At 71.0% G+C, this 22623-nt stretch carries 22 protein-coding genes; 11 read left to right on the top strand and 11 right to left on the bottom strand.

The features are described from left to right. Position 1: 1 nt before the first annotated feature. The 5 genes from AB0E94_RS12655 to AB0E94_RS12635 form a co-directional block, all read right to left on the bottom strand. Complete coding sequence (locus tag AB0E94_RS12655; RefSeq protein ID WP_360325657.1) at positions 2-967, bottom strand: metal ABC transporter substrate-binding protein; 966 nt, start codon at positions 965-967, stop codon at positions 2-4. A 66-nt stretch (positions 968-1033) separates the two neighbouring features. Next, positions 1034-1765 (bottom strand): class I SAM-dependent methyltransferase, encoded by a 732-nt coding sequence (locus tag AB0E94_RS12650; protein WP_360325655.1) that lies wholly within the window; start codon positions 1763-1765, stop codon positions 1034-1036. A gap of 43 nt (positions 1766-1808) precedes the next feature. Continuing rightward, on the bottom strand, positions 1809-3002 hold the full coding sequence (locus AB0E94_RS12645) for an aminotransferase class V-fold PLP-dependent enzyme (protein ID WP_360325653.1): 1194 nt from the start codon (positions 3000-3002) through the stop codon (positions 1809-1811). Beyond that, the gene (locus AB0E94_RS12640; protein ID WP_360325652.1) at positions 2995-4314 is read right to left on the bottom strand and encodes a pyridoxal-phosphate dependent enzyme; all 1320 of its coding nucleotides are present in this window, start codon (positions 4312-4314) and stop codon (positions 2995-2997) included. Before AB0E94_RS12640 ends, AB0E94_RS12645 begins: the two co-directional genes overlap by 8 nt. Then, positions 4311-5765 (bottom strand): Y4yA family PLP-dependent enzyme, encoded by a 1455-nt coding sequence (locus tag AB0E94_RS12635; RefSeq protein WP_360325650.1) that lies wholly within the window; start codon positions 5763-5765, stop codon positions 4311-4313. Before AB0E94_RS12635 ends, AB0E94_RS12640 begins: the two co-directional genes overlap by 4 nt. A 274-nt stretch (positions 5766-6039) precedes the next feature. Here AB0E94_RS12635 and AB0E94_RS12630 point away from each other — a divergent pair, with 274 nt between their 5' ends. From AB0E94_RS12630 to AB0E94_RS12600, 7 genes are read left to right on the top strand one after another with little or no spacing between them, the layout of a single operon-like run. Beyond that, positions 6040-7017, top strand: coding sequence for a permease (locus tag AB0E94_RS12630; protein ID WP_360325648.1), 978 nt, complete (start codon positions 6040-6042; stop codon positions 7015-7017). After that, a complete protein-coding gene (locus AB0E94_RS12625) occupies positions 7014-7721 on the top strand; it encodes a TIGR03943 family protein (protein WP_360325647.1) in 708 nt (235 codons plus the stop codon). The genes AB0E94_RS12630 and AB0E94_RS12625 overlap by 4 nt, the downstream gene beginning before the upstream one ends. Then, entirely contained in the window at positions 7718-8785 is a 1068-nt protein-coding gene (locus AB0E94_RS12620; RefSeq protein ID WP_360325645.1) for a hypothetical protein, read from the top strand. The genes AB0E94_RS12625 and AB0E94_RS12620 overlap by 4 nt, the downstream gene beginning before the upstream one ends. 13 nt (positions 8786-8798) lie before the next feature. Beyond that, entirely contained in the window at positions 8799-9668 is an 870-nt protein-coding gene (locus AB0E94_RS12615) for an AraC family transcriptional regulator (RefSeq protein WP_360325643.1), read from the top strand. A 53-nt stretch (positions 9669-9721) separates the two neighbouring features. Continuing rightward, on the top strand, positions 9722-10525 hold the full coding sequence (locus AB0E94_RS12610) for an ABC transporter ATP-binding protein (RefSeq protein WP_360325642.1): 804 nt from the start codon (positions 9722-9724) through the stop codon (positions 10523-10525). An 11-nt stretch (positions 10526-10536) separates the two neighbouring features. Then, positions 10537-11583 (top strand): iron-siderophore ABC transporter substrate-binding protein, encoded by a 1047-nt coding sequence (locus tag AB0E94_RS12605; protein WP_360325640.1) that lies wholly within the window; start codon positions 10537-10539, stop codon positions 11581-11583. Beyond that, positions 11580-13637: an iron ABC transporter permease gene (locus AB0E94_RS12600; protein WP_360325638.1), complete on the top strand. Its 2058-nt coding sequence runs from the start codon at positions 11580-11582 to the stop codon at positions 13635-13637. The genes AB0E94_RS12605 and AB0E94_RS12600 overlap by 4 nt, the downstream gene beginning before the upstream one ends. Here AB0E94_RS12600 and AB0E94_RS12595 read toward each other — a convergent pair. Genes AB0E94_RS12595 through AB0E94_RS12585 form a run of 3 tightly spaced genes read right to left on the bottom strand, consistent with a single transcriptional unit; the run spans position 13607 to position 15397 of the window. Further along, the gene (locus tag AB0E94_RS12595) at positions 13607-14452 is read right to left on the bottom strand and encodes an alpha/beta hydrolase (RefSeq protein WP_360325636.1); all 846 of its coding nucleotides are present in this window, start codon (positions 14450-14452) and stop codon (positions 13607-13609) included. The genes AB0E94_RS12600 and AB0E94_RS12595 overlap by 31 nt on opposite strands. 10 nt (positions 14453-14462) lie before the next feature. After that, positions 14463-14891, bottom strand: a complete 429-nt coding sequence (locus tag AB0E94_RS12590; protein ID WP_360325634.1) for a hypothetical protein — start codon at positions 14889-14891, stop codon at positions 14463-14465. A 47-nt stretch (positions 14892-14938) separates the two neighbouring features. After that, complete coding sequence (locus AB0E94_RS12585; protein ID WP_360325632.1) at positions 14939-15397, bottom strand: Lrp/AsnC family transcriptional regulator; 459 nt, start codon at positions 15395-15397, stop codon at positions 14939-14941. A 62-nt stretch (positions 15398-15459) separates the two neighbouring features. Here AB0E94_RS12585 and AB0E94_RS12580 point away from each other — a divergent pair, with 62 nt between their 5' ends. Next, positions 15460-16107, top strand: coding sequence for an AzlC family ABC transporter permease (locus AB0E94_RS12580; protein ID WP_360325630.1), 648 nt, complete (start codon positions 15460-15462; stop codon positions 16105-16107). Beyond that, the gene (locus AB0E94_RS12575; protein ID WP_360325628.1) at positions 16100-16417 is read left to right on the top strand and encodes an AzlD domain-containing protein; all 318 of its coding nucleotides are present in this window, start codon (positions 16100-16102) and stop codon (positions 16415-16417) included. The genes AB0E94_RS12580 and AB0E94_RS12575 overlap by 8 nt, the downstream gene beginning before the upstream one ends. Here AB0E94_RS12575 and AB0E94_RS12570 read toward each other — a convergent pair. Further along, positions 16404-17009 (bottom strand): TetR/AcrR family transcriptional regulator, encoded by a 606-nt coding sequence (locus AB0E94_RS12570; protein WP_360325626.1) that lies wholly within the window; start codon positions 17007-17009, stop codon positions 16404-16406. The two genes, AB0E94_RS12575 and AB0E94_RS12570, sit on opposite strands and share 14 nt — an antisense overlap. A gap of 145 nt (positions 17010-17154) precedes the next feature. Here AB0E94_RS12570 and AB0E94_RS12565 point away from each other — a divergent pair, with 145 nt between their 5' ends. Continuing rightward, on the top strand, positions 17155-18204 hold the full coding sequence (locus AB0E94_RS12565) for an MBL fold metallo-hydrolase (protein ID WP_360325624.1): 1050 nt from the start codon (positions 17155-17157) through the stop codon (positions 18202-18204). A 1028-nt stretch (positions 18205-19232) separates the two neighbouring features. On the opposite strand, the gene AB0E94_RS12560 is transcribed toward AB0E94_RS12565, so the two are convergent. Beyond that, complete coding sequence (locus AB0E94_RS12560; RefSeq protein ID WP_360325622.1) at positions 19233-19997, bottom strand: DUF2071 domain-containing protein; 765 nt, start codon at positions 19995-19997, stop codon at positions 19233-19235. A gap of 1072 nt (positions 19998-21069) precedes the next feature. Here AB0E94_RS12560 and AB0E94_RS12555 point away from each other — a divergent pair. After that, positions 21070-21606: an ATP-binding protein gene (locus AB0E94_RS12555; protein ID WP_360325621.1), complete on the top strand. Its 537-nt coding sequence runs from the start codon at positions 21070-21072 to the stop codon at positions 21604-21606. Positions 21607-21724: 118 nt separating this feature from the next. On the opposite strand, the gene AB0E94_RS12550 is transcribed toward AB0E94_RS12555, so the two are convergent. Further along, entirely contained in the window at positions 21725-22561 is an 837-nt protein-coding gene (locus AB0E94_RS12550) for an alpha/beta hydrolase (protein ID WP_360325619.1), read from the bottom strand. Positions 22562-22623 lie beyond the last annotated feature (62 nt).

The raw sequence follows: 22623 nt of genomic DNA, 5'->3' as shown, positions 1-22623 counted from the left end.
GTCAGCCGGCCAGCGCGTCGACGATGACCTGCGTGTTGTGACGTTCGGCGCCGAGGTAGGTGCCCTCCGGCGTACCCGGTGCTCCGAGGCTGTCGCCGAAGAGGGCGTCCTCGCCCGCGACGACCTTGACGCCGGCCTGCTGGGCGATGGCCTCGGTGGTCTTCGGCGGCAGGGAGCTCTCCGCGAAGATCGCCCTGGTGCCGGTGGCCTTGATCTTCGCGACCAGGTCGGTGAGCTGTTTGGCGGACAGTTCGGCGGAGGTGTCGAGGCTGGGGATGACCGAGCCGACGAACTGGAGGTCGTAGCGGGCGATGTAGTAGCCGAAGGCGTCGTGGTTGGTGACCAGCTTGCGGTCGGCGGCCGGGATCTTCGCCCAGGCGGCGGTGTTGTCGCTGTCGAGCTTGTCGAGCTCGGCGCTGTAGGTGGCGAGGTTCTTCGCGAAGGCGCCGGCCTTGGCCGGGTCGGCGGCGGCCAGTCCCTTCTGGATGTTGGTCACCATGATCTTGGCGTTGCGCGGGTCGTGCCAGATGTGCGGGTCGTGTTCCTCCTCGCCGGCGTGCGCCTCGCCCTCCTCCTCTTCGTGGCCGCCCTCGCGCAGGGTGACGCCCTGGCTGGTGTCGACGACGGTGCCGGCGAATCCGGCCGACTCGATCGTGCGGTCGAGCCATTCCTCCAGGCCCACACCGTTCTTGACGACCAGCTTGGCGCTCGCGATGGCCTGTAGGTCGGCAGGGGTCGGCTCGTACTCGTGCGGGTCGACGTTGGGTTTGATGATCTGGGTGACGTCGACGTCGGCGCCGCCGATGTTGCGGACGAAGTCGGCGACCTCGGGGGTGGTGGCCACGACGGCGAGCTTGGTGGTGGCCGGGGTGGAGGCGCCGGGCTCGGCGGCCGCGGAGCCGCAGCCGGCCAGCACGGCCAGGGCCGCGGTCCAGACGACAAGGTGGGGGGTGGTTCGGGTGTTCATGGCGGAACGATAATCATTGTCGAAAATTATCGTCTAATCGCAAACTGACGATATGTTGAGAAGCGGTCACGCGATCGCGGCGAGGGCGGCGTGGGCACCCCACCGCCAGACCACGCCGGCCTGATCGAAACCCGCGTCCAGAGCGGCCGCGCGGTGCCAGTCGGCGGGCGGGGCGAACTCGGCCGGCGCCCGGCCGGCGAAGACCGCCCGCCGTTCGTCCAGCAGCGGCCGCAACGACTCCTCGGCGTGCAGCCCGTCCCACCAACTCGCCCACGCCGGGCCGGCCGCGGGCTGGAGATGCGCCATCACCCGGTCCAGGCCCGGTTCGGGCATCAGGTCGGCAACGATCAGCAGGCCACCCGGACGCAGTGCCCTGCGGGCCGCCCGATACAGGGCGAGCGCCTGTTCCGAACTCAGGTAGTGGATGGTCATCACCATGGTGAGCAGGTCGTACGGCCCGCCCGGGAGGGACCGTCCGGAGGCCAGGTCAGCACAGTGGACCCGGATCCGGCCGCCCGCCCCGGCGTCGGCGAGAGCGAGCAGGACCGGGTCCAGGTCCAGCATCGCGACGTCGGCGCCCGGCCAGCGGCCGGCCATCCGTTCGGCGAAGACGCCGGGGCCGCCACCGAGGTCGAGGATCCTTCGCGGGCACCCGGCGCACGCGGCCTCGACGACTGCGGGCAGCGCCTCCTCGAGGCTCGCGGCGCCGGGCAGGAAACCGGCCATCACCTCGTCCCAGGTGCTTCGCCACCGGTCGACTGTCGCCCGATCAAGAACGGGCAAAGCGGGAGGAGACACGGGGACACTCTAACGGAAGTCGTTTTCAATAAGGCGGAACCGGTCAACCTTCCGCGTCGAGCCGGGTCAGCAGCTCGACCAGGCGATCGACCTCCTCCTCGGTGTTGTAGGCGTGCAGGCTCACCCGTACCGATGCCGTCTTCTCGCCTTTTTCGGCCTGGCAGTGACCGTCGGCCCGGACCAGGAAGCCCTCCGCGGCCAGAATGAAACCGAGATCGTTGGAACCGATCCGGCGATGCCGGAAGGTGACGATGCCGTGCCGCTGCTGCACCGGCGAATCGGCCGCGAGACTGCGCTGACAACCCAGCACCTCGTACGCGGGCAGGCGCCACAGCGCGTCGGTGAGGCGGGCGCCCAGCCCGACGGTCCACCTGGCGATCCGCTCCACACCCGCCTTGTCCAGCCAGTCCAGCGCGGCCGCAAGGCTCACGATCCCGCTGGTGTTCGGCGTGCCCGCCCAGCCACCGGGCGTGAACCGGGCGCCGCGCCGGTTGGCCGCCCAGATCGCGCCGGTGCCCGGCAGCGCCATCGCCTTGTGCCCGGAGAAGACCACGAAGTCGACGTCCAGGTCGGCCACCGACAGCGGCAGGTGCCCGATCCCCTGCGCGGCGTCCAGACAGATCGCCACGTCCGGGCCGGCGGCCGCGCGGATCCGGTGGATGTTCATGTCGCCGCCGTAGACGTGGTGCACGTGGGTGGCGGCGATGAACCGGGTCCGGTCGGTGACCAGGGCCGGCAGCGCCCGGTGGTCGTAGTCGTGGGCCGCGTCGTAGGGCAGCTCCACGATCCGGACGGCCACCCCCTCGCGGGCCAGCTGGCCCACCGCCTCCCGCCAGGGCAGCGCGTTCGCCTGGTGGTCGGCGGCCGGCACGATGATCTCGTCGCCGTCGCGGAGGTGGCGGGTCAGCCAGTCACGGGCGACCAGCCGCAGCCCCTCGGTGGCGCCGCTGACGAAATGCACCCCGGAACGGTCCGGGTCCGGGTCGCCGAGGAAGTTCCGGAGCCGCTGCCCGGCCGCCTCGACCAGCGCGGTGGTCCGGTTCGCCCACGGGTAGGTGCCCCGGCCGGCGTTGGCGTTCTCACTGGTCAGATAGCTGATCACGGCGTCCAGCACGGCCTGCGGCTTCTGCGCGGTGGCGGCGCTGTCCAGGTACGCCGTGCCCGGGTTGCCGACGATGATCGGGAACTGCTCGCGCAGCCCCTCCTGCCAGGCACGCAACTCGTCCACGTCAATCACGCACCAGGGTGGCGCCGGCGTCGCGCCAGGCGATCACCCCGCCGTTCAGCGACCGGACGTCCGGGTGCCCCATCCGGGTCAGCAGGGCGGCGTACCGGGCGGACTTCTCCCCCACCGGGCAGACCAGCAGCACCGGCTGGCGGCGGCTGAACGGCAGTCCACTGTGCAGCATCTCGCCGAACTGCTCGTCGACGATGTTGATCGACCGGTCGATGTGCAGCGCCCGGAAGGCGAACGGGCTGCGCAGATCCACCACCAGAGGCCGTTCGGTGTCGATCCAGGCCTGCGCGCCGGCCACGTCGACGGTGTGCGCCGCGGCCACCTCGGCGCCGGTCAGGCTGTGCACCGAGTTGGCGCGGGCCGGCTGCCGGAACAACTCGGGACGCCGCTCCCGCAGGTAGCTCATGTAACTCTCCACCCGGTCGCAGACGATGAACACCGCGGTCCGCCGCCCGGTCAGCTCCTCGTCGACGCCGCGCAGGTAGCGCACCGCCCCCTGGTACGCCCCACCACCCGTCGGGCCGGCCAGGGTGCCGCACCGGCGTACCAGCGTGAGCAGCCCGTCGATCGCATCGTCGGAGCTGACCGCCTCGATGACGTCGTAGGTCCCCGGGTCGAACAGCCCGACCTCGTGCACCTCGTCGATGTCGCGGATGCCGGGGATGAAGTCGGACTTCTCGGCCACCAGCCCGACCACGGTGACCGCCGGGTCGTGCGCCCGCAGCACCCGGGCCACCCCGCTGGACGAGCCGGCCGTGCCGACGCACGCGATGAAGTAGTCGGGCGCCCGGCCGCCCAGGTCGGCGATGATCTCCGGCCCGGTGCCGTGCACGTGCGCCTCGACGTTGCGGTCGTTGAAGTACTGATCGGTGTGCAGGTAGCCGGCCCCGTCGGCGGACACCGCGTGGTACATCCGGGTCAGCGGATCGTCGGTGTCGGTCGGGTCCAGGCACTCCGAACGGCCCGGCAGCTCGTCGATCTGGGCGCCGAGCAGCAGCAGGAGATCCTTGATCTCGGGCACCCGCATCCGGTTGGTGACACTGCGGAACGGCAGCCCGTGCATGCCGGCGATCACCGCGAGCGCCTTGGCGGTGTTGCCGCTGGACAGCTCGACCACCGTCTCGCCGCGGTCGGCCGCGCCGGCCAGCCGGTGGCGCACCATGTTCCACGCGGCCCGGTCCTTGACCGAGCCGAACGGGTTGAACAGCTCCATCTTCGCGTACAGGTCGATGTGCCGGAGCCCGTGCACCGCCGGGTCGATGCGCACCAGGGGCGTGCCGCCGATGATGTCGGTGACGCTGTCGTACCTCACCCGATCTCCTCACGGCCGGTCACCGGCCAGTACCCGTCGTCCAGGCACCATCGCCACGCGTCGCCGGCCCGGTAGGCGGCGATCGTGCGGGCGGTGGGCTGCATCAGCGCGCCGCCGGCGCTGAAGTCCATCAGGTAGCCGGCCGTGTTGGCGAAGACCAGCAGGTCACCCGGCTGCGGACGGCTCGGCAGGAACACCTTGCGGCGGGTGATCAGGTCGGCTTCCAGGCACAGGTTGCCGGTCAGGTAGACACCTGCCGGTCCGCCCGGCTGCGGGTCTCCGCGGGGCACGAGAATCGGATCCATCAGTACGCCGTGCTGCTCCAGCCCGACGTCGGTGCCGTTGCCGGCCACCCGGACCAGGGTCTCGCCCCGCCCGTCGTCGCCGACCTGCTCCACCCGCAACAGGACCGCCCCGCACTGGTCGAGCAGCGCCCGGCCGGGCTCGGCATACAGGTCGTAGAGGTGATCGAGCACCAGCGTGCCCAGCGGCCGCCGGTACAGGGCCGACTCGGTGCGCAGCAGAGTGTCCAGATAGTCCGGTCCGGCGACACTGCGGTGAGCCGGGTAGACACTGAGCGCGCCGCGGACCGTGCCGCCCTCGTTGCGCAGCCCGTATCCGTGCCCGTTCCAGGTCAGCGGCGGCCGCCGGCCGAGCACTGCCGAGGTGAGCTCGGTGGTCCACGACTCCCATTCGGTGGCGTCGGCCAGGTAGTTCAGGCCGAAGCCGCCACCGATGTCGATCGCCCTCGGGTTCAGCCCGCGCTGCCCGGCCTCGTCCATCGCGGTCAGGCAGCCCTCCAGCGCGGCCGCCTTCTCCGGCAGTCCGACGGTGTCCAGGTGGTACGCCACGCCGAGGAAGTCGAGCTGGTCTCGATGCTTGTCGAGGACGTCCCAGAGCGGGCCGGCGCCGGTGGCGGGGATGCCGAAGCGGCTGGCCCGGGACAGCACGGTCGTGCCGGTCCCGGCGAACCCGGAGAGCCGGGCCATCACCCGCACCGTGGGCAGCCCGTGCGTCGCCACGATCGCCGCCAGGCCGGACAGCTCCGCGACCGAGTCGGCGTTGACGATCACGCCGGACCGGGCGGCCAGCCACAGGTACTCCCGGCTCTTCGGCCCGGTCGCCATGATCCGCTCCGGGGTGAACCCGGCGCCGAGCGCGTGCTGGAGCTCGCCCAGCGACGCCACGTCGATCCCGCTGCCCGCCCCGGCCAGTGCCCGGACCAGCGCGTGCGACCGGTTGGCCTTGTGTGCGAAGTAGACGCCGCCGCTCAGGTGATGGGCCGCGAGCACCCGCCGGAACTGCTCGACGTTGCGGGCCACCTGCTCGGGCAGCACCAGGTTGAGCGGCGATCCGAGGGCGTCGGCGACCTGGTGGAGCCACGCGTGATCGTCCAGCAGGGGCCGCAGGTCACCCTCCACACGCGGCTGTAGATATCGGACCAATCCCACTCCCCGTGTCGTTGACGGCACAGCCCGAACGTAATCCATGAAAGTAGGCGGGCCAAGAGGATCATCACCTGAACGTGATCAGGTAGTCACGCTATGCAATGTTGCGCATATCGGCAGGCATCCATCCGACAGCTGCTCGAAATAGAATGCTGAACATATTAGAAATTGAGCATCAATTGATATTCCCGGACGGATCTTGCACCTCCGCCGATATTCGGTACGTTATTGACGGCCGTGACTGCATTCTCGTCCGGAGGATAACGAGGAGCGAATGGTGCCGACTATTTCCCAGGAACGCGTGACCTGGCGTTTCGGGTCCGTGGAGGCCTTGGCGATCCTTCTCGTGACGCTCGTCGCCCTCCGCAATCCACTCGCCGCTCTCGTTTCCGATCCACGGCTCCAGACGTGGACCACCGTATTCGTCTCGGTGATGGTCCAGGCCGTCCCGTTCCTGATTTTCGGGGTCGCCCTGTCCGCGGTCATCGCGGTGTTCGTGCCGCGCTCGTTCTGGGCCCGGGCGCTGCCCCGCCACCCCGCGGCGGCCGTGCCCGTCGCCGGCCTGGCCGGAGTGGTCCTGCCCGGCTGCGAATGCGGCAGTGTGCCGATCGCCGGTTCGCTGATGCGCCGGGGCGTCACCCCGGCCGCGGCGCTGGCGTTCCTGCTGGCGGCGCCCGCGATCAACCCGATCGTGCTGACCGCGACCGCGGTGGCCTTCCCCGGCAACCCGGAGATGGTCGCCGCCCGAGCGGGCGCCAGCCTCGTCGTGGCGGTCGCGATGGGCTGGCTGTGGCTGCGCCTGGGCCGCAGCGAATGGATCCGCCTGCCGCGCCGCTCCGATCTGGACGGAAGTTCCCGGGCCCGGGCGTTCTGGGCGTCCTGCCGGCACGACGTCATGCACGCCGGCGGCTTCCTGGTCCTCGGCGCGGCCGCCGCCGCGACCATCAACGTCGTGGTGCCCGAGTCCTGGATGCAGACCCTGGCCGCCGAACCGGTGCTGTCGGTGCTGGCACTCGCGGCGCTGGCCGTGCTGCTCTCGATCTGCAGCGAGGCCGACGCGTTCGTGGCCGCCTCGCTGTCCCAGTTCTCGCTGACCTCGCGGCTGGTGTTCCTGGTGGTCGGGCCGATGGTCGACCTCAAACTGATCGCGATGCAGACCGGGGTGTTCGGCAGGCGTTTCGCCGCCCGGTTCGCGCCCGCGACGTTCGTGGCGGCCGTGCTGACCGGCGCCGGCGTGGGCGCGGTGATCTGGTGAACCGGCGGGCCCAGGCGATCGTGATGGTGCTGTTCGGCGGGGCGATCCTCAAGGCCAGCCTCACCGATGTGTACCTGCGGTACGTCAAGGAGAGCCTGCAACCCTTCCTCATCGCGGCGGGCGTGCTGCTGCTGGCCGCGGCCGCGATGACCCTCTACTACGAGATGCGGCCCGCCCCGACCGGCGAGGACGGGCACGACCATCACGAGCCGCAGGTCGGCTGGCTGCTGATCGTGCCGGCGCTCGGGGTGCTGCTGATCGCGCCGCCGGCGCTCGGCTCCTACGCCGCCGGGCAGTCCGGGACCGCGCTGGCCGGCGCGCAGGTCGAGTCGGAGTTCTCGCCACTGCCACCCGGTGATCCGGTCCCGCTGAGCCTGATGGAGTACGCCACCCGGGCGGTCTTCGACCAGGGCCGCACTCTCGACGGCCGGGAACTGCGGCTCACCGGTTTCATCAGCCCCGGCCCGGACGGGCGGCCGATGCTGACCCGGATGACGGTGGCCTGCTGCGCCGCCGACGGCCGCCCGATCAAGGTGGGAATGGACGGTGCCGTCGCGATCGACGCGCCGGTGGACACCTGGATTCACGCCGTCGGCGTCTACACCAGCCGGGTGGAGAAGGATCCGGTCAACCAGGCCGACGTGCCCTACCTCAGGGTGACGAGCTGGCAGCAGACCACGGCGCCCCGGCGGCCGTACGAATGAGGACCTCCGTCAAGAGCACCCTCGCCGTCGTCGTCGCGCTCGGCGCGGTCGGCGCCCTCGTCTTCCGCGGCAGCCCGCCCGAAGCCGCGCCGGCCCCCGTGCCCTCGGCCGGCGTCACCCGGATCACCGCCGCGACGGTCTGGCCCGCCGCGGAGTCGGCCACCTTCGACGACCTGCCGTTGCGACCGCTGCTGTTCCTCGACACCACCACCGTGGTGGGTGTCGCGACCAGCAACGACGACCGGTTCCTGCGCCTGCTGCTGCGCGGCGCCGACGGGGTGCCACGCGAGCTGCGCCGCCTCGATACCGCGGCCAACCCCCGGTTCGAGAACGTGATCTCCGCCGGGGACGACGTGGTGTGGACCGAGTTCGCCGACTACGGCCCGCCGCAGATCTGGGCCGCGAGCGTGCTCGACCGGAGCCCAGGCCGCCGATTGACCGCCGATGTCGGCAACGCGGTGTTCTACGGCAGCGAACACGACCTGGTGTACCAGGCCGGGCGGGTGTACTGGACAGCCGGCGCGGCCGACGACTCGGCGACGACGGAGGTGCGTTCGGTGGCGACGACCGGCGGCCGCGTGCGGGTCGACCGGGTGCCCGGCGAGTGGTCGATGGCGCCCTGGCCGTGGCTCGACGACGGCGCCGGCAGTGGTGTGGCGGCCACGCTGATGCGCAACACCAGCACCGGCCGGGAGATCACCGTCCCGACCTCCGGCTCGGAGTTCGCGGCGTGCAGCCCGTCCTGGTGCCGGGTGATGGTCATCGAGGGCGACGATCTGTCCCGCATCGATCTGATGCGCCCGGACGGCTCCGAGCGCCGCGAGATCGCCACCGGCACGGTCCGCACGGCAGTTCCCGACGTGGCGATCCTGGGCCGCTTCGAGATCCTGGCCGATCCCAAGCCCGGCTCGGCCGCTCTGCTCGCCTACGACATCACCACCGGGACGACCGTCGAGGTGGCCGCCACCGCGAACGACGCGCAGTGCCGCAACGGCCTGCTCTGGTGGTTCGGCGGGGACGACGGCCCGACCCGGTGGCACGTGCTGGATCTGCGCACCGTGTGAGACGCTCGGCGCCATGGTCCCGTCCCCCTCCGATGACCTCGGCCTGGCCACCTGGCGCCGCGACCCGGGCACCGTGGTCCGGCGGGCCGTGTCGGTGCCCGCGGGCGACCTGACGCCGCTGGCGATCGTCGCCGGCTCGGAGGTGACCGGGCCGGCCACCGACTGGCTGCCGCACTCGCATCCGCGGCATGAGCTGGTGTGGGTGCGCGGCGGGACACTGACCTCGCGGATCGGCCGACGGATCCTGACGGTGCCGGCCGGGTTCGGGCTGTGGCTGCCCGCCGGCGTGGTGCACGGTGGGCGGCTGACCGCCGGCGCCGAGCTGCACGACGCGTTCTTCGACCCGGGCCGCACCCCTGTCGAGTTCGCCGGGCCGACCCTGATCACGATGACTCCCCTGCTGGAGTCGCTGCTGGTGCGCCTGGCCCGGACCGACCTGGACGCCGGGGCGCGGGCCCGGACCGAGGCGGTGGTGTTCGACGTGCTCGACCCGGCCGCGCGGCAGTTCGCGCTGGAGCTGCCGGGTGATCCGCGGATCGACCCGATCGCCGAGGCGCTGCTGGCCGACCCGGCCGACGTTCGCGGGCTGCTGGAGTGGGCGGCGCTGCTGGGGCTGAGCGACCGGACGATCACCCGGGCGTTCCGGGAGACGACCGGGCTGTCGTTCGGTCAGTGGCGGCAGGTGCTGCGCGTGCACGAGGCGGTGGCGCTGCTGTCCGGGGGCGCCGACGTCCAGGCAGTGTCCGAGCGGCTCGGTTACGCCCAGCCGAGCACGTTCATCGCCGCGTTCCGCCGAGTGCTGAACGTGACTCCCGGGACTCTCGCGCTCGATGTCCGGAATCCCGTATCAGCTGTCCAGAGTGCGGGATTGCCGACAACTTAATGATCATCTAGCCTCGGTTAGGCAAGGCAAACCTTATTAACCGGAGCTTTTCGATGAACCTGCGCGGCGACCAGCTGGTTCTTCGCTACGGCAAGACGGCGGTGGTCCACGGCGTCACCGTCACCCTGACCCCGGGGCACGTGACGGCGCTCGTCGGGCCCAACGGCAGCGGCAAGTCCACCCTGCTGCGCTCGCTGGCCCGGCTGCACCGCGTCGACGAGGGCGAGATCACCCTCGGCGAGCACCGCGCGTCGCTGCTCAGCGCCCGCCGGTTCGCCCGCGAGGTCACCCTCTTCGCCCAGTCCCGCCAGGCTCCGCACGGGCTCACCGCGGCCGAGGTGGTCGCGTTCGGGCGGCACCCGCACCGGCGCCGGTTCGCCGGCCCCTCCCCCGGCGACCGGGCCGCCGTCGACCACGCCATGCGGGTGACCGGCATCCACGACATGGCCGCACGCCCGGTCGGTGAACTCTCCGGCGGCGAGATGCAGCGCGTCTGGCTCGCCGCCTGCCTGGCCCAGCAGACCGGGATCGTGCTGCTCGACGAACCCACCAACCACCTCGACCTGCGGTACCAGATCGAAACCCTCGACCTGATCCGCGACCTGGCCGACGACCACGGCGCCGCCGTCGGGGTGGTGCTGCACGACCTCGACCACGCCGCCCGCGTCGCCGACACCCTGGTGCTGCTGCACAACGGCCGCATCCACGCCGCCGGCGACCCGCACGAGGTGCTCACCGCCGAACACCTCAGCGAGGTCTACGACCTGCGCGTCGACGTCGAGGCCGACCCTCGCACCGGGCGGCTGCGCATCGACCCCGTCGGGCGGCACCCCGCTCGTACCCGTACCACCCGATGAAAGAAGCTGTGATGAAACGCCTCCTCCAGGTCGCGGCAACCGCCGCAGCCCTCGCCTCGGTCGCGGCCTGTGGCACCACGACCGTCGCCGAACCCGCCGCGGTCGCCTCCACCCCCACGTCGCAGACCTGCGCGAACGACACCACAAAGACCGCGACCGGCCCGGTGTCGCTGACCGACGGCGTCGGCCGCAAGGTGGAACTGGCCAAGCCCGCCCAGCGGGTCGCGGTGCTGGAATGGCAGCAGACCGAGGACCTGCTCACGCTCTGCCTCAACCCGGTCGCCGTCGCCGACCCCAAGGGCTACGGCACCTACGTCAAGGCCGAGACCCTGCCGGCGAACGTCGTCGACGCCGGTCAGCGCGGCGAGCCCGACCTCGACGCCATCTACGGGCAGAACCCCGACCTGATCATCGTCGAGGCGTTCAAGGCCGACGACGAGATCATCGGCAAGCTCGAAGAACGCGGCGTCCCGGTGCTGGCCACCGTCGGCGCCGACGCGAGCGGCCAGATCGCCAACATGAAGAAGGTCTTCTCGATGATCGGTACGGCCACCGGCCGCACCGAACGCGCCGACCTCGTCCTCAAGCAGTTCGACGAGCACCTCGCCGCCGCCAAGCAAAAGGTCACCACCGCGAACGTCACGGCGAAGGACTTCCTGTTCTTCGACGGCTGGATCGAGGGTGGCAACGTCGTCATCCGCCCCTACGGCAAGGGCGCCCTCTTCACCGAGCTCGGCGAACAGCTCGGCCTGGCCGCGGCGTGGACCGAACAGATCAACGCCACCTACGGCAGCGGCGGCGTCGACCCCGCCTACGGTCTCGCGCAGACCGACATCGAAGGGCTCACCGCCGTCGGCAGCGCCACCCTGTTCTACTCCGACGACGCCACCCCGGAAAGCTACGTCCCCGAGCTGCGCAAGAGCCCGATCTGGACGGCCCTCCCGGCGGTCAAGGACGGGCGGGCGTACCCCTTCCCGGCCGGCGTCTGGGGCGCCGGCGGCCCGATCTCCAACGAGCAGGCCATCGACGCCTACGTGAACATCCTGACCAAGGGGTGAGCAGCCCCCGCATCGGGCTCGGCCGCGGCACGAGCGGGACGGCAGTGCTGGCCGTCCTGCTCGCCGCAGTGGTCGTCACCGGCCTGTGGCACATCACCCAGGGCACCTCGGGGATCGGGTTCACCGACCTGATCCGCTACCTCCTCGGCGCCCGCGAGCAGGTCGGCGGCGTACCCGTCACCGACGTCCTCACCGGATCACGGCTGCCGCGGATGTTCGCCGGAATCGCCGTCGGTGTCGCGCTCGGCACCGCCGGCGCCCTGCTCCAATCGGTCACCCGCAACGCGCTGGCCGCGCCGGACACCCTCGCCGTCACCGCCGGCAGCTACTTCACGCTCTGCGCGGTCGCCGCGTTCGGGCTGGCCGTGCCGCTGTGGGCGTCCGGGGCGGTCGCGTTCACCGGCGGGCTGCTGGCCGCCGGCCTGGTCCTCGGACTCGCCGGATCCGGCGTCGGCTCCACCCGGCTCATCCTCGCCGGGTCGGCCGTCGCGATGGCCCTCGACGCCGCCACCGCGATGCTGCTCATCCTCTTCCAGGAGAACACCACCGGGCTGTACGCGTGGGGCAGCGGCTCCCTCGCACAGCTCAACCTGGACGCCGCCACCCGGGCCGCGCCCGTCGTCGTGGCCGGGATCGTCGCGGCGCTGCTGCTGTCGCGTCGGCTCGACGTCCTCGGCCTGGGCGACGACACGGCCGCGTCCCTCGGCGTGCCGGTCCGGTCGACGCGGGTCCTCGCGGTCCTCGGCGCCGTCGTGCTGACCAGCATCTCGGTGACGCTGGCCGGGCCGATCGCGTTCATCGGGCTGGCCGCCCCGGTCGCGGTACGCCTCGCCGCCCACCGCATCGGCGTCCTCAACCGGCACCTGTTCCTCATCCCGGCGTGCGGGCTGGCCGGGGCGCTGCTCGTGCTGCTCGCCGACGCGGTGCTGCGGGCGGTCATGGGCGCGCAGGCGGCCGCGTCGATCCCCACCGGGATTCCCACGTCACTGCTCGGCGCGATCGTGATCGTGATCCTCGCGCTTCGGATGCGGGACGTCGGCGCGGGACGGGAGACACCCCGGGCGCGGGTGGCCGTACGATCGCGTCGCCGTTTCTTGATTGTCTTGATCGTCTCGGCCGGGCTGCTCGCGCTGGCCGCGCTGGCCGGGCTGCTGCTCGGCAGCCTGTGGCTGCGCACCGGCGACATCGCGCTCTGGATGCAGGGCGCCGCGCCGGACCTGATCGGCCGGGCCCTCGACGACCGGGCCCCACGGGTCGCCGCCGCGGTCGTGGCCGGTGCGGCGCTCGCGCTCGCCGGAACCGTGGTGCAGGGCACGGTCCGCAACCCGCTCGCCGAACCGGGTGTCCTCGGAATCACCGCGGGCGCCGGCCTGGGCGCGGTCATCGTGGTCACCTCGGCCGTGCCCGGCGGGCGGCCCGCCCTGATCGGGACCGCCGTCGTGGTCGGGCTGGTCACCTTCGCCGTCATCGCGACGCTCGCCTGGCGCGGCGGGCTCATGCCGGACCGGTTCCTGCTGATCGGCATCGGCTGCGGGTACGCGCTCACCGACGTCTCCACGTTCCTGCTGCTCCGGGCCGACCCGTGGGACACCCCGCGGATCCTGACCTGGCTGTCCGGCACCACCTACGGGCGTACCTTCGCCGACGTGCTGCCGGTCCTGGTCGTGCTGCTGGCCGCCACGCCGGTGGTGGTGGCGATGCGCCGCCAGCTCGACCTTCTCGCCGTCGACGAGGACACCCCACAGATCTTCGGGGTACGCCGGGACCGCGCGCGACTGACCCTGCTGACACTGGCGGCCGTCGTCGCCGCGGTCAGCGTGATCGCCGTCGGGGTGGTCGGGTTCGTCGGGCTGGTCGGGCCGCACATCGCCCGCAACCTGGTCGGCGTGCGGCACGGGCGGGTGGTGCCGGTCGCCATGCTGGCCGGTGGGGTGCTGGTGTGCGTGGCCGACACGATCGGGCGTACCGTCATCGCGCCCTCGCAGATTCCCGCCGGGTTGATGATGGCGCTGATCGGGGCGCCCTATTTCGTCTGGTTGCTGCGCCGCGGCTGACTTTCCAGGAACTCGCGGATGATCATGCTGATCAGCTTCGGTTTCTCGGCCACCAGGGCGTGCGTCGTGCCCGGGACGATGCACAGCTGCGCGCCGGGGATCGACTCGGCGATCAGCAGGGTGTGGTCGGGGCGGATGGTGTCCCGGTCGGCGGCCATGATCAGCACGGGCTTGGTCAGCCGGGCCAGCTCTTTCGGGTCGATATTCGGCTGGGTCGTCCACAGGCGGAACAGCTTCGTCAGTACGACGTCCGCGTGCTCCGGGCCGTCCGGCGACAGTCGTTCGTAGTGCAGGCGCTCGACATCCGGTTCCGCTTCCGCTTGGCCCGTGCGTGTTTCCTCGGCCGCCGCGGGTTCGGCGTCCTCTTCGCCGACCGCCGCGGGTTCGGCGTCCTCTTCGCCAACCGCCGCGGGTTCGGCGTCCTCCTCGCCGGGCGCCGTGAATGCCGACGGATCGAGATTCGCGCTGATCGCGGTCAGTGAGCGGACCCGCTCCGGATGGTCGAGCGCGAGCAGCAGGCCGATGATCGCCCCGTCGCTGTACCCGACGACGTGCGCCGACTCCAGTCCGACCAGGTCGAGGTAGGCGACGGTGTCGGCGAGGCCACGCTCGTACCCGTACTCCTCGTCTATGTCAGCCGACCGCCCATGGCCGGGACGCTCGAACGCGAACACCCGATGATCCGGAATCAGCGCGTCCGACTGCGCCCGCAACGATTCCAGCGAACAGAACCCGCCGTGCAACAGCAGGACGGGCTCGCCCTCGCCGGCGACCTCGAAATAGAGGTCGACGCCACCGATTCGCAGGTAGGACACCCGCTGAACCCTACATCGGGAACAGGTTGTCCAGCCGACTGCTCGCCGCCCGCCCATTCGCTGACAACACGCCCAGGGCGGCCCCGCTCTCACGGCTCTCGCCCGCACGGTTCTCGCCCGCCCGGCTGAACAGCCGGGACCAGCGCCCGCCCGCACGCTTGCCGACCTCCTCGGGCTCGGCTCCGTACTCCACGGCCCGGGCCGCGGCGTCCTCCGCGAGCCGCCCGGCCTCGGCACGGACCGCCTCCAGGGCTGACCGGGTCGCCAGCCACGCCCGCCGCCGCTGATCCTGACTGAGGCCCGGTTCCCACGGCGACGCGACGTCCATCCCGCCCTCGCCCACCGCTCGCTGCCGGGCCAGTTCCCAAGCCACTTCCTGCACCGCAGCCACGAGCCTGTCCTGCTCCGTCACATCGGCCTCCCCCGTATCGATGATCACCCCATCAAAGCGTCCACTGTCAACAGCGCGATGCCCGCGGCCGGCGGTCAGCGGTTGCTCTTGATCAGCTTCATGGTCAGGTGGGACTCGACCCGCAGCAGGCCCGGCAGACCGATCAACTTGCCGCTCATGAACGCCTCGTAAGCCGCATGATCGGCCACCGCCACGCGCATCAGGTAGTCGGGCCGGCCGAACATCCGCCGCAATTCGGTCACCTCCTCGTAGGCGGCAACGGTGGTCTCGAACTCCTGGACCGTCTTCAGATCCTGCGCCTGGATCTCGATGTCGAGCAGGACCTCCAGCCCACGCCCGGTGGCGGCCGGGTCGATCACCGCGCGGTACCCGGCGATCACCCCGGCATCCTCGAGGCGTTTCACCCGGCGCAGGCACGGCGGCGGCGTCAGACCAACCCGGCGGGCGAGCTCGACGTTGGTCAAGCGCCCGTCCGAAGCGAGGTGAAACAATATTTCACGATCAACGGCATCAAGGCGGATTTCATTACCCACAAGGCCATTCTAGAGCAACAACTTAAAACCATATTAGGTACGATTTAAAATAGAATTGCTTCGTGAAAGAGGCATTCAAAACCTCGCTGTCCGTCGGTTTGGGGCTCGGTCCGCTCGGGGTCGCGTTCGGGGTGCTCGTCGTGCAGGCCGGCCTGCCGTGGTGGTGGGCCACGATCTTCACCACTGTCGTCTACGCCGGGTCGTTCGAGTTCGTGCTGGTCGGACTGGTGACCGTGATGGCGCCGCTGGCCACGATCGCGACCACGGCGCTACTGGTGAACGTGCGGCACCTGTTCTACGCGCTCTCGTTCCCACTGCACCGGGTCGGCAGCCGGGGCGGCAAGGTGTACAGCACGTTCGCACTGACCGACGAGGCGTACGCGCTGACCACCGGCCGGCAGGCGCAGCAGTGGCCGGGCCGCCGGATCATCGGGCTGCAACTGTTCCTGCACCTGTACTGGGTGACCGGCGGAACCGTCGGCGCTCTGCTCGGTTCCCTGATCCCGGACCGGATCGCCGGGCTGGACTTCGCGCTGACCGCGCTGTTCGTGGTGCTGGCCGTGGAGGCGGTACGCGACGTCACCACCCCGCTGATCGCCCTGCTGGCGGCGCTGACCGCACTCCTGGCCTTTCCACAGCAGATGCTGCTCGTCGCGTTCGCGCTGTTCACCGTGGCGATGCTGACCCGCCGGGCGGTGGCCCGTGCCTGACACCCGCTATCTGATCACCGCCGTCGTCGTGTCGGCCGCGGTCACGTGGGGACTGCGGGCGGTGCCGTTCGCAGTCCTGGCACGCCTGCGGACCAGCGCGGTCGTGACCTATCTGGCGGCGGTCATGCCGGCCGGAGTCATGGTCATCCTGGCCGCTTACTGCCTGCGTGATCTGCCGCACGCCGACCGTGCCCGGGTGCTCGCGACCCTGCTGGGTGTCGCCGTCACCGCCGCGCTTCACCTCTGGCGGCGCAACGCCCTCCTGAGCATTGTGGGTGGCACCACGACGTACATCATCATGGTGATCTGACGTCTGGGGCGTAGCCGCGCAAGATGAACGCGATCGTCTCGTCGACGCCGGCCTCGATCTGATCGGCGGGGAAGCCGCCGCTGAGCGCCAGCGAAGTGAGGCCCTGAAGCGCGACGAACAGCGGCAACGTCAGCAGATCGAGGTGCCCCGCACGAACCTCGCCGCGGCGCTGGCCGTCCGCGATCAGGTCGGTGGCCAGGTCTTTCAGGCGGTGCATGGCGGCGATGAGCTCGGTGCTGGCGTCGGGGTCGTGCTTACGCCCATACATCAGGTCGAGCAGCGCCCCGTTGGCGGCGGCGAAGCCCAGATAGCTGCGCGCGAGCGCCGTCAACCGTTGCGCGAACGTCTCCCCGGCCTCGTCGAGCGAACGGCCCATGGCCAGGGTGAGGCGGTGGAAACCCTCCATCGCGAGCGCGTCGAGCAGCGCCTGCTTGGTCTTGAAGTGGCGGCTCGGCGCGGCCGGACTGACACCCACCTCACGGGCGAGCTCACGCAGCGACAACTCGGCCGGGCCCCGGGCGCGCAGGGTGTCCTCGGCAAGCGTGAGCAGGGCGGACCGGAGGTCTCCGTGATGGTAAGGGCGGGCCTTCATGACCACCATCCTAGCGTGATGTAGGCGACGAACACATAGTAGGCGTTGACTACATTGTTATCGCTGCCTACATTTGGACGCAGCCTACAGGTCCCGCCAGCACAGCCGATTGACGGACAGGCCCAGCAGAAGGAGTCGCCCGCTCATGGACAACCGGTTCAACATCGCCGCACAGATCGGCGGGAAGGCCACCGGGGCCCGCCGTGCCCGCATGGAGGCGTCGCCGCAGTTCTCCGGCGGCCGATTCCGCAACAACGTGCCGACCAGCACCGGCATCCCGCTCTCGGCCGTCCCAAGGGTCGCCGTCGCTGCCTTCACCGGCGGTGAGGCCCGGCGACCGCACCGGCCGGTCCCGCTCGCCGAGGCCCCTCCCGGCAGCGACGCTCAGGGGCTGCACATCACCTGGTATGGGCATTCGACCGCCCTCGTCGAGATCGAGGGCCGTCGCGTCCTGCTCGACCCGGTGTGGAGCGACCGCTGCTCCCCCACCCCGCTGGCCGGCCCGCGCCGCCTGCACCAGCCGCCGGTCGCCCTGCGTGACCTGCCACCGATCGACGCCGTGGTGATCTCCCACGACCACTACGACCACCTCGACATGCCGAGCATCCAGGTCCTGGCCGACCTGCAGACCACCATGTTCGTGGTGCCGCTCGGCATCGGCGCCCACCTGGAGCGCTGGGGCGTGCCCGAGTCACGCATCACCGAGCTGGACTGGCACGAGTCGACCCGGGTCGCCGGCCTCGAACTGGTCGCCACCCCGGCTCGGCACTTCTCCGGCCGCGGCCTGACCCGCGACGAGACCCTCTGGGCCAGCTGGGTGATCAACGGCCCGACCCGCAAGGTCTTCTACTCCGGCGACACCGGCTACTTCCCCGGCTTCGCTGAGATCGGCGAGACGTATGGCCCGTTCGACGCCACGCTGGTGCAGGTCGGGGCCTATGGCAACGACTGGTCGGACATCCACATGGTGCCCGAGGACGGCGTCGCCACCCACGTCGACGTCCGCGGCGGCGTGATGGTCCCGGTGCACTGGGCCACCTTCGACCTGGCCCCGCACCACTGGTCCGAGCCCGCCGAGCGCACGTGGCGCGAAGCCAAGGCCCGCGGCGTCACCCTGGCCATCCCCCGGCCGGGCGAGCGCATCGACGTGGACAACCCGCCAGAGATCGACGCCTGGTGGCAGCAGATCGCCTGACCCCCACCCACCCCGGCAGCCGGGCGGCGCTGGCCAGCCTCGCCCGGCCCCAGCCCGCCCCGCCACCTCACCGCGGGCCTGCCCGGCACCTCACCGTAGGCCCGCTCCGGCACCTCACCGTGAGCCCGTCGCGGCGCCTCAACCGTGGGCCCACCCCGGTGCCTCGTGCCTGGCCCTGGGCCCTGCCCGACACCCACCCTGAGGCCCTACCCGACACCCCACCATGAACCCATCACCGCGCCTCACCGCGGACCCACCCCGAAACCTCACCCTGGGGCCCGCCCGACACCCCACCATGCGCCCGCCCCAGCAACCCACCGTGAACCCGTCACGACACCCACCGCGAGCCCGCCCCGGGCATCTCGCCCTGGGGCCCGCCCGACACCCCACCGTGAACCCGTCATGACACCCCACCGTGGCCGCACTCCGGCAACTCACCCTGGGGCCCTGCCCGGCACCTCACCGTAGGCCTGTCCGGCACCTCAACCATGGGCCTACCCCGGCACCCCGCCCTGGGCCCTGCCCGACACCCCCACCCTGAGGCCCTACCCGACACCCCACCATGAACCCATCACCGCGCCTCACCGCGGACCCACCCCGAAACCTCACCCTGGGGCCCGCCCGACACCCCACCATGCGCCCGCCCCAGCAACCCACCGTGAACCCGTCGCGGCGCCTCACTGTGGGCCCACCCCGGTGCCTCAGCCTGGGGCTCTGCCCGGCACCCCGTCATGCGCCCGTCCGGCACCCCACCGCGAGCCACCCCGGGCACCTCAGCCGGGGACCCTGCCCGACACCACACCGTGAACCCGTCACGACACCCCTGCCGCGGGCCCGCCCCGGGCACCTCACCCTGGGGCCCCGCCCGGCACCCCACCATGTGCCCGGCCGGCATCCCGCCGTGGGCCCGGCACGGTGCACTGTTCGCGCTCCGCACGGCTCGCGTTGACCGGCTTCAGGCACGGCTCTGCTCGGTTTGCCCTGGTCAAGGGCTGCACCGGCCTGCGACGCCGGGCAGAGCTAGCCGGTTAGGACGGCCCTATCCGGCTCGGGGCGGCGGCACGAATGGGGCGGACCGCCATCTGGGGCAGCGGGATCCAGGTGGCGGAGACGTCGCGCATCAGCAGGCCGCAGTCCGGGATCGCCGAGCCGGGCGGGAAACGGGACGGGTCGTCGAAGAAGCTGGAGCGCACCGAGGTCAGTTCGACCGGGGTGACCTGCCAGTCGTCGGTTTGCAGGTCGACGCCGTCGAGCCGGGTCGGGTCCGGGGTGGTCGAATAGCCGGCGCCGCCACACCGGAAGAAACCTGATGCCTGGGCGGTGCCCGCGAACAGGCGACTGCCGTCCAGGGTGGTCGTGGCGCGGGTGTGGACTTCTATCCGTACCGCGGCGTCGTGGCTGTTGACCTTGATCTGGAGGTTGCCGGTCGTCTCGTGGACGTCGAAGTGAGCACGGTGGTGGCGGCCCGGGAAGATCCGGCCGCCGGCCCACGTGGTCAGGAGCGAGCCGGTGTCGCGACGCGGGATGTAGACGCCGTGCTCGATGCCGTCGGCGGTGTCCCATTCGACCGCGATCCGGTGCGCGGCGTTCTCGCTGCGCAGGCCGAACGGCATCGGCATCCGCGCCGGGCGGACGGCGCCCAGCCGGATCAGGCAGATGCCGGCGACCGCCCAGCCGTCGACGACCCGCGGGCGCAGTGGGGCGGGCAGCAGGCGCGCGGTGACCTCGGGGTCGGTGCGGTAGTTCACCAGAAGGCGACGTTCGATCGTGCTCGCCATGCGGGGCGCCGTCATCAGGTCACCCTCCCTTCCTTCACAGCCGTTTTAAGCGATCGCTCAAACGTCAGCATACCCGCTTGAGCGATCGCTTAAAATGGTTGGGGCGGAGATCTTCCGCAATCAGGGTTCAACCCATCTGCCGGGCTCTCACCACCTGACGCGTCAAGCGCCGTCGGCAGCATCGCCGTTGAGCCTGTTGCTCTTGATGGCAACTTGCGATCTCCGCTCATCAAAGTGGATCACCGTGGCGGGATCGGACGGCCGTCTTCTTCTGATCACGGTGAGCGACGTATCTATAGCAACGGGCTCCGTAGCGGTTATTCAGTCCCATGACATCTGTCAGGCTCCGTAGCGGTGACGGGCGCACACGTTGGCGTTGCGTGTGCTCGGGTAGTCGCCCCGGCGTGGATGGACGCTCACGATCGGCCTTGCGTGTGCTCCTGTCCCTGCTCGGGCAAAGACCAGCGCACGCGATCGGCCAATGTGTGCGCTGGTCGACGTTGCCGACCCGCGCCATCCGCAGCAGCAAACTCCGGGACGAGCCGCGAACCCCACCCGTCTTCGCTGAACTGGTCATCCCGCCTGCATTCCGATGGTTGAGCGACGGCCGGGACCGCGGGCCGTCGCTCAACCATCGGAAGCCAACCACGTGCCGGTCCTGACTGACGGCCCGCGGCCCCTGGTCCTGGCCCGGACCGGGGCGGAACCAGGGGCCGTGCGGGACCAAGGCCGGGCGGGACCGGGGCGGGACCGCGGGCCGGGCGGGACCGAGGGCGCGGGCCGTCAGCCAGGACCGGGGCCGGGGTTGCGGACCGGGGTCAGGGCTGGGACCCGGGTCAGGGTTGGGACCGGGACCAGGGTCAGGGCTGGAACCAGTGCCGAGACCGGGACCAGGGCCGGGCTGAACGATCGCGCCCGGCGGAGGCTCACTAGAGTTGTGGCCATGGGGTGCTTCGCCGCCATGAACATTCGCGCCGCCGCTTAGCAGCGGCGGTATCGCGACAGCGGTAACGCCGGATCAGCGTCCTGCCGGCGGCGGTTCTGTGTGCGCTGCCGGATCGCAATCTTGATGATCCGGAGAAATGAAATGACCCGATTTCCGGTGGCTCGGGCCGTCCTGATGGTCGGCCTTCCCGGGGCCGGCAAGACCACCAGAGCGCGGGAGTACTCCGCACTGCGGCTCACGCCCGACGACTGGATGATCCCGCTCTTCGGCGACTCCTACGCGAACGGCAAACGCTGGACGCTGGAGGGCCGGCTCATCCTGGTCGCCCTGCACACGCTGCGGCTGGGAACCGATGTCGTGCTCGACTTCGGCCTGTGGGGCCGTGACGAACGGTCAGCCCTGCGCTGGCTGGTCACGTCGATCGGCGCGGACTGTGTTGTCGACTATCTGCCTGTCGACCGGGAGGTGCAGCTCGCCCGGATCGCGCACCGCCAGACGACCGCGCCCACGACGACGTTCCCGATGGACGAGGCCGAGGTCGATCGCTGGCGGGACCAGTTCCAGGCTCCCGACCCGGCAGAACTCCGCGGCGGCGACATCCCTGCCGCGCCTGACGGCTGGGCCGGCTGGCTCGAATGGGCGGCCGATCACTGGCCGCCGCTCGCCGAGATCGTATGAGCCAGAAAGTCGTGTGAGCCAGAAAAGGCAACGGGGCTCCGGAAGCTCAAGGGGCAGGACACCGCGGCGATCGCCCCCGGCCGGGATCAGGTGCCGGTCGACGACATCACGGCCCCGATCAGTGGAACCGCTGAACGAACGTCAGGGCGGTCCCGGCCACCTCACGCCAGCCGCTGTCGATGGTCAGCGAGTGGCCACGGTCCGGGATCTCGACGATCTCGGTAACCGCCGGGTTGTCTTTCTGCTGCCGGTACGAGGCGTTGGCGATCGACCACGGGACGGTGTGGTCCTTCTCCCCCGAGATGATCAGCAGCGGGCCACGGTCCGGGTTGCCGGTGTCCACCTTGGCTTCCGTCCACGGGTTCAGGTTCGCGGTCGCGGCCTGGAACAACGGCTCACCGGAGGCCGGCACGGCGAACTCGGCGTACAACTGCCGGGCTTCGTCCTCGGTGACCGCGTTGGCGAAGCCGTACCGGAACTGGTCGTAGGTCAGCGGCACGGCCCGGTGATAGTTGGCCGGATTGCCGAGCACGACACTCGCCACGCGCAGCGCGGAGATCGGCAGCGGCAACACCCCGCGGAACGGCGCCGGGTCGATCGCCACCGACGCCGCCGACAGGCCACGTCCGGCGCTGATCTGCGTGAGCAGCCCGCCGAACGAGTGGCCGACGATCGCCGGCTTGCGGTCGAGCCGGCCGATCAGGTCACAGAAGTGGTCGGCGACCTGCCCGACGCTCTTCTTCGCGAAGACCTCGGGGTGGGCGTTGGCCTCCACGACCGTGTCCGGGTCGTCGGGCCAGCCCGGCACCACGGGCGCGTATCCGGCGGCAGCGAACAGGTCGGCCCACCTCTGCCAGCTCGACGGCAGCAGCCACAGCCCATGGATGAACACGACGGGTGGCTTGCCGGACGCGTTGGCCGTGTCGATCTGTGCCAGGTCGGTACGCAGGCTCATGTGTCTGTCTCCTCGCCGTTCACGCCCAGGTGCGCGGCAGCAGACTAGGCGCGCGCCGTTCG

The organism is Actinoplanes sp. NPDC026670 (assembly GCF_040638175.1).
Taxonomy (GTDB): domain Bacteria; phylum Actinomycetota; class Actinomycetes; order Mycobacteriales; family Micromonosporaceae; genus Actinoplanes.
The sequence above is the reverse complement of the archived record's forward strand: the minus strand, read 5'-3'. Positions and strand labels throughout refer to the sequence as shown.

What these genes read in the sequence shown, in the direction of transcription:
- AB0E94_RS12655 (WP_360325657.1), bottom strand. Translation starts at nt 967, where the DNA reads ATGAACACCCGAACCACCCCCCACCTTGTCGTCTGGACCGCGGCCCTG.
- AB0E94_RS12610 (WP_360325642.1), top strand. Translation starts at nt 9,722, where the DNA reads ATGAACCTGCGCGGCGACCAGCTGGTTCTTCGCTACGGCAAGACGGCG.
- AB0E94_RS12605 (WP_360325640.1), top strand. Translation starts at nt 10,537, where the DNA reads ATGAAACGCCTCCTCCAGGTCGCGGCAACCGCCGCAGCCCTCGCCTCG.
- AB0E94_RS12570 (WP_360325626.1), bottom strand. Translation starts at nt 17,009, where the DNA reads ATGAAGGCCCGCCCTTACCATCACGGAGACCTCCGGTCCGCCCTGCTC.
- AB0E94_RS12550 (WP_360325619.1), bottom strand. Translation starts at nt 22,561, where the DNA reads ATGAGCCTGCGTACCGACCTGGCACAGATCGACACGGCCAACGCGTCC.
- AB0E94_RS12615 (WP_360325643.1), top strand. Translation starts at nt 8,799, where the DNA reads ATGGTCCCGTCCCCCTCCGATGACCTCGGCCTGGCCACCTGGCGCCGC.
- AB0E94_RS12565 (WP_360325624.1), top strand. Translation starts at nt 17,155, where the DNA reads ATGGACAACCGGTTCAACATCGCCGCACAGATCGGCGGGAAGGCCACC.
- AB0E94_RS12560 (WP_360325622.1), bottom strand. Translation starts at nt 19,997, where the DNA reads ATGACGGCGCCCCGCATGGCGAGCACGATCGAACGTCGCCTTCTGGTG.
- AB0E94_RS12555 (WP_360325621.1), top strand. Translation starts at nt 21,070, where the DNA reads ATGACCCGATTTCCGGTGGCTCGGGCCGTCCTGATGGTCGGCCTTCCC.
- AB0E94_RS12620 (WP_360325645.1), top strand. Translation starts at nt 7,718, where the DNA reads ATGAGGACCTCCGTCAAGAGCACCCTCGCCGTCGTCGTCGCGCTCGGC.